Below are 6,345 nucleotides of genomic sequence, written 5' to 3'. Positions count from 1 at the left end.
CATCAACCCCCTTCTCAATCTCATGACACCCCGAGCAATCCAGCTCCTCCCACAACCCCGCCCCCCGCTTGGCAAGCGCCACATCATAACCCCCAGCATCCGGCGTCTCCTCCCCCAGTTCCCGCAGCTGCAGCAGAAACTCCACCACAGCATCGAGCTGCTCATCCGGCAGGTCCTCGACCGAGTACGCCGCCATGTCCTCGTGCCCCTTCGTCCCGCCAAAGTACGCCGCCGATCGAGGATCCCGAATCGCCCCGCGCAGCCACGCCCGGTCGTTGTAGTGCGACAAGCTCGGCGCCTCTTCGCCGCCGCGCCCGTCGATCTCGTGACACGTCGCACAGTTCTCCTTGAACAACGTGATCGCCGCAAACTGCGGATCATTCTCCCAGACCGAGCTCCCCCCCGCCGGCGGCACGCCCAACGCCGCGAGCTCGCGGGTGCGCGCGGCGTCCTCGTGCGCAGCCACCAACCCCTCTTGATAGTGCTCATTGTTCGCGTCAGCCACAATCGCCAGCGCGGTCAGAACCACGACCCCACCCATGATCAACCCCACCCCCGCCAGCACCGGGCCCCGCTTCTTGGCCGCCCGCGACTCCGCCCGATCAACGAAGGGCAGCGCAAACAGAAACGTCGCCACCCCGCCCGGAATGATCACCGTCGCAATGATCGACAGCGGCCCCTCGAAGTACTTCAACAGCTGAAACAGAAACAGAAAATACCACTCGGGCCGCGCCACGAAGTTCGAGGCCGGATCCGCCGGCGCAAACAGCTCGGCCCCGTGGGTGCGATAGGTGATCGCCACCAGCACCGCCCCCGTCACCGCCATCGCGGCCACGTCGATGAACAGCTGGTTGGGCCAAAACGGCTGGGCCTTGGCCGCCAGCTCCTCGTCGCTCAGCGACGCTGGCGGCGTCACCCCATGACGCCGAAACAGATAGAGGTGCACACCCAGCAGCGCCGCGAGCGTGATCGGCAGCACGAACACATGCAGCGCATAGAACCGGGTAATCGTCAGATTACCATACTGCGCCCCACCCTGCAGCGCGTGCTGCAGCAAGTCACCAAGCGGCACCGTCCCCATGATCCCGGTCGCGACCTGCGTCGCCCAGTACCCCTTTTGATCCCACGGCAGCAGGTAGCCGGTCAGCGCAAACGCCAACACCAACCCACCCATCGCGAGGCCGGTCCACCAGTTGAACTCACGCGGCTTCCGATACGCCCCCGCGAGCACCACCTGCATCAGGTGCAGGACCGTGACGACCACCATCACCGAAGATCCGTGGTGATGCAGCCCACGCAAGAACCACCCGCCGGCGACCCGATCTTGCAAGTACGCGGTGCTCGCCCACGCGTCGCTCGCCGACGGGCTATAATAGGTAGCCAGCAGGATCCCCAGCACGACCTGCTGCAGGAACAGGTAGGTCAGCACGCTGCCAAACACATAGCGCACGCGGGCGCCACCTGGAACCTGCTCGTCGAGCGCCTCCTTGGTGAGCGCCCGAATCCCCGTACGCTCGTCGATCCAGTCCATGATCCGCATCAGACCTTCACCTTGGCTTCCACGCCTTGCTTGAACCGCTCGTAGCGGATCGCCAGGAGCTTGCCCTCCTTCGGCTCATCGAATTCCAGCTGATCGAGTCCGCGCGGTGAGGGCCCCTCCTCGCGGGCCCCGTCGAGCCCAAACGCGGAGTCGTGGCAGGGGCACTTGAACTTGCCGAGCTCACCGTCGTAGTCGACCGCGCAGCCGAGGTGCGGGCACACGCTCGAGAACGCGTGCAGCTTCTCGTCAATCACCACGACCCACGCCGAGCCGATCTTGACGTTCTTGGTCCGGTTCCAGGCGTCGACGCGATCGGCGTAGATGTCGACCTTGATCGGCGTCTCGCCAAACTGATCGCGGTTGCCGACCACCACGAAGTCCTCGCCCCCGGACGTGACCTTCACGCCGTCCGCGAGCGGCCACAGCAGCGCACGCACGGCCGGGGCGACGACGACGCCGGCCAGCCCGGCGCCGAGCACCCCTACCCCGACCTTGAGAAATCCCCGGCGGCTGTCGTCGGCCTCGCTCGCGCGCTTGGGGGGTGAAGTGTTGGTTGCGTCGTCGCTCATGCGGTCGGGGCTCCGGGGCGATGCTAACAGGCCACGGTCGGGTCGGGCGAGCACGCCGATGCGGACCCGGCCAGGACGGAGGAACAGCCCTGCGATGTTACGGACATCTCGCCAACCACGCGCGGGTTCGCGAAGCGCTACCATTGCGCGCCGTGCCCCGTTGGATCGCGCTGATCGCCGCCACGCTGGTGGGCCCGCTGGGCCTCGGCGGCTGCAGCGGCCCAGATCCAGCGACCACCCGTGAGGCTCCGCGCGAGCGCCCGCGTTATGTCGAGACCCGCGAGACCATCACGCGCCTGGCCGAGGACTTGATCCGCGCCAACGACATCACCGGGATCTCGCTCGCGCTGGTCGACGGCGACGAGATCGTCTGGGCGACCGGCTGGGGCCTCGCAGACGTCGACGCCCGGCTCCGCGCCGGGCCGCGCACGGTCTACAACGTGGGCTCGATCGCCAAACCGATCACCGCCGCGGCGATCCTGCAGGCCGTCGAGCGCGGCCAGCTGAAGCTCGACCAGACCCTCGCCGAGCTGATCCCCGAGCTCGACCTCGCGGGCACGGCCGAGCACGAGATCACCCTCGCGCACCTGCTCACGCACCAGTCGGGCCTGCCCTCGGACTGGTTCGTCCACAGCCTGTCCGAGGCCGCGCCGCCGTTTAGCGAGATCGTCGGCGAGATCCAGGGCGTCGAGCTCGTCGCGGTGCCCGGCTCGCAGACGGTCTACTCGAACCTCGGCATGACCCTCGCCGGGGTCGCGCTCGAGCGCGCGAGCGGACGGCCCTACGCGGAGCTGGTCACCGAGTCGCTGCTGCGCCCGGCCGGCATGCGCACAGCGTACTTTTCTGGCGGTCCGGCGCCCGAGCCCGTGTTGCTCCCGACCCACGACGGACCCCGGGGGCTCGCGGCGATCGAGCGCGCGGCGGCCTACCGCGAGCGCAAGGCCCGGCTCGACCCCGAGTTTCGCATGGCGCCCGCGGGGGGCCTCCACGCGAGCGTGCTCGACCTCGCTGGCTTCGCCCGCCTGCTGCTCGCCAACGGCCGGGTGGGCGCGACCCAGCTGCTGGCGCCCGCTCAGGTCGAGGCCATGCTCACGCGCCACAACGAGGCGCTGCCGCTCGATCTCGATCACAGCTTTGGCTACGCATGGTTCCTCGATCATGCCGAGCTCGACTGGGTGGGGCGCGTGGCCTGGCACGGCGGCCGCACCTACTACCATCACGCGCGCCTGATCCTGCTGCCAGACCACGGTCTCGCCGTCGCGGTCGCCAGCAATTCACTGACTGCCGGCCGCGCGGTCGAGAGCCTCGCCGTCGAGACCCTGATCTCGGCGCTGCAAGAGAAGCACGGGCTCGACCCACCGCCGCCGCCACCGGGCACCGACCACAGCCGCGCCACGTCCGAGGCCACGACTGCGTTCCTCGCCGCCCACGCCGGCGAGTATGCGACCAGCGTCGGGGTCTCGACGGTCGGCCTGCACGAGGGCGAGGTGTGGTCGCGCGCCAAGGTCGGCAGCGGTCGGCTCACGATCGACGGACCCGACACCGGCACGGTCGAGTCGATGCCCGGCGCCCGGATCCGCTTCATCGATGTCGCCGACGCCCACCTGATGATCGTCGAGCGCGGCGTCGTGCGGCGGCGCGGCGGCGTGCGGCTCCCGCCGCCACCGCCGATCCCCCCCGCGTGGCTCGCCCGGGTCGGCCGCTGGGCCGTGGTCGATCGGCCCGGCGAGGTCTCGACAATTCGCGAGCCGACGTTGAGTGTCAACAATGGGCGCCTGACCCTCGAGTTCCTCGGCCTGCTCGAGCACCCGCCGCTTCCGGTCCTCATGGCCCTGCACCCCCTCGACGACCGGCGCGCGCGCGTCGAGGGGCTCGCCCGCGGCCAGGGCATGATCATCGAGGTCCGCGGCGAGGGTGACGACGAGCGGATCTGGTGGTCGGGCCGCGAGCTGAAGCGGCAATGATCCGCGTGGGCGCCAGCGCGTGTGCGCAATGGCAACACTGCGCCCATGGCGATTCCAGACAGCAGCTGGCATGATCCGCGCGCGCATGTCTGCCAAGCCCCTCACCGTGATCCCATCACTGCTGGCCCTGTTGCTCGCCGCGTCCCCAGCCGTCGCCGGCCCCGGCGCGAGCCAGGCGGCGGCCAGCGACGCGGTCGCCCACACCGGCGAGATCTTCCCCTACCCGTGGCACGAGAAGACCCTGGCGAACGGTCTGCGGATCCTGGTGATCCCGACGCCCAGCGAGGGCCTGGTCTCCTATCGCACGGTCGTGCGGACCGGCGCCCGCGACGAGTACGAGAAGGGCGTGACCGGGTTCGCGCACTTCTTCGAGCACATGATGTTTCGCGGCACCGACAAATACCCGGCCGAACAATACAACGAGATCGTCACCCGAATGGGCGCCGACTCCAACGCCTACACCTCGGCGGACATGACCGTCTACGAGTTCGACATCTCCAAGGACGACCTCGAGACCGTCGCGGAGATCGAAGCGGATCGCTTCATGAACCTCGCGTACACCAGGGCTGGGTTCGAGACCGAGGCCGGGGCCGTCTACGGCGAGTACCGCAAGAACCGGTCGAGCCCGTTCTTCGTGCTGTACGAGGCGCTGCGCGCCGAGGCGTTCCGCAGGCACACCTACGCGCACACGACCATGGGCTTCGTCGATGACATCAGGGCGATGCCCAAGCAATACGACTACTCGCGAACCTTCTTCAATCGCTACTATCGCCCCGAGAATTGCGTGATCATCGTCACCGGCGATGTCTCGCCCGAGCCAACCTTCGCCCTGATCGAGCAATACTACGCGGCCTGGAAGCCCGGCTACGTCGCCCCCAAGATCAAGCCCGAACCCCCACAGAAGCAGCCCAAGCGGATCGAGGTCGAGTACGAAGGTCGCACGCTGCCCCGCGTGTGGATCGCCTACAAGGGCGGCGCGTTCGCCCCCAACGACAAGATCTGGGTCGCCTCTCTGGTCCTCGCCGAGCTCGCGTTCGGCGAGACCAGCGACATCTATCGCGAGCTGCAGCTCGAGCGACAGACCGTCGAGTCGCTGTTCGCCGGAGCCGCGACCAACCGCGACCCCGAGCTGTGGAGCGTGCTGGCCACGATCAAGGACGAGGCCGACGTCGACCCCGTCATCGCCCGCATTGATCAGACCGTCGCCCACTATCGCGAGCAGCTCCCCGATCAGGCCAAGCTCGACGCCGTCAAGTCCCACATGCGCTACGACTACTTGCTCGGCCTCGACACCGCGAGCGCCGTCGCCAGCGAGGTCGCGCAGTTCGTCGGCACGGCCGGCGATCTCGCCCAGGTCGAGGTCCTGTACAGCAACCTCCAAGCCGTGACCCCCGAGGACGTGCGCGAGGCGGCCAGGCGCTGGCTCGTCGAAGACAGCCGCACCGTCGCAATCTTGCGCGAGTCCAAGCCATCGCCAGCCGACCAGGCCGCGAAGGGAGCCAACTAATGAACACCCCCAGCTCATTTTGGATGACCTGCATCGCGGCCGCGCTGATGCTCCCCGGTTGCAAGCTCGAGGGCCCCACGACGGTCGCCGACACCAACGGGCAGCTCCCAACCGACACCCCACCAGGCGAGGCCAACGACAGCATCGAGCTCCCGGTCCCCGCCGATCCTAGCGTCACCTACGCGGCCTGGTTTCAGGTCGGCAGCCAAGACGACCCCGTGGGCCGCGAGGGCCTCGCGTGGTTGACCGGCGAGCTGCTCGCCGGCGGCGGCACCACCTCAAATCCGTGGCAGCAGATCGTCGAGCTGTTGTTTCCCATGGCCGCGCGCTGGCACGTCGGCGTCGATCGCGAGATGACCACGATCAGCGGCCGCAGCCACCACGAGACCGCCGACGCATTCGCAGCGCTGCTGACCCAACAATGGACCGATCCCGCCTTCGATCCCCAGGACTTCGAGCGCCTGCGCAGCGAGGGCCTGAGCTACCTGCAAAAGAGCCTGCGCTACGCCTCGGATGAAGAGCTCGGCAAGGCCGGCCTCGAGTGGCTCACGTTCCGCGGCACCCGCTACGCGCACCCGTCGGTCGGCACCGTCGCGGGCCTGAAGGCGATCACCCTCGACGACGTCAAGGCGTTCTACGCCGCCCACTACACCCGCGATCGCGTCGTATTTGCGATCGGCGGTCGCTATCAACCACAGCAGCTCGACGCCCTCGAGGCCAGCGGCGAAGCCCTGCCCGCCGCCGCGACCGCGCCCCCCCTCCCCC

5 protein-coding genes are annotated in these 6,345 nt (G+C 68.5%); 3 read left to right on the top strand and 2 right to left on the bottom strand.

The features are described 5' to 3' along the window. On the bottom strand, nt 1-1,531 hold a 1,531-nt coding region (locus tag ENSA7_RS14615; RefSeq protein ID WP_181233741.1), incomplete at its 3' end, for a cytochrome b N-terminal domain-containing protein. A gap of 8 nt (nt 1,532-1,539) precedes the next feature. After that, nucleotides 1,540-2,109: a QcrA and Rieske domain-containing protein gene (locus ENSA7_RS14610; protein ID WP_106089899.1), complete on the bottom strand. Its 570-nt coding sequence runs from the start codon at nt 2,107-2,109 to the stop codon at nt 1,540-1,542. 152 nt (nt 2,110-2,261) lie between these two features. Here ENSA7_RS14610 and ENSA7_RS14605 point away from each other — a divergent pair, with 152 nt between their 5' ends. The 3 genes from ENSA7_RS14605 to ENSA7_RS14595 form a co-directional block, all read left to right on the top strand. Then, the gene (locus ENSA7_RS14605) at nt 2,262-4,073 is read left to right on the top strand and encodes a serine hydrolase domain-containing protein (RefSeq protein WP_181233740.1); all 1,812 of its coding nucleotides are present in this window, start codon (nt 2,262-2,264) and stop codon (nt 4,071-4,073) included. An 85-nt stretch (nt 4,074-4,158) separates the two neighbouring features. Next, nucleotides 4,159-5,580 (top strand): M16 family metallopeptidase, encoded by a 1,422-nt coding sequence (locus ENSA7_RS14600; protein WP_244923806.1) that lies wholly within the window; start codon nt 4,159-4,161, stop codon nt 5,578-5,580. After that, the coding region (locus ENSA7_RS14595) for a M16 family metallopeptidase (RefSeq protein ID WP_146157693.1) at nt 5,580-6,345 on the top strand (766 nt) is incomplete at its 3' end. The genes ENSA7_RS14600 and ENSA7_RS14595, both read left to right, overlap by 1 nt.

The organism is Enhygromyxa salina (assembly GCF_002994635.1).
Classification (GTDB): Bacteria; Myxococcota_A; Polyangia; order Nannocystales; family Nannocystaceae; genus Plesiocystis; species Plesiocystis salina_B.
Note: the sequence above shows the minus strand (reverse complement) of the source record. Positions and strands in the feature narration are given on the sequence as shown.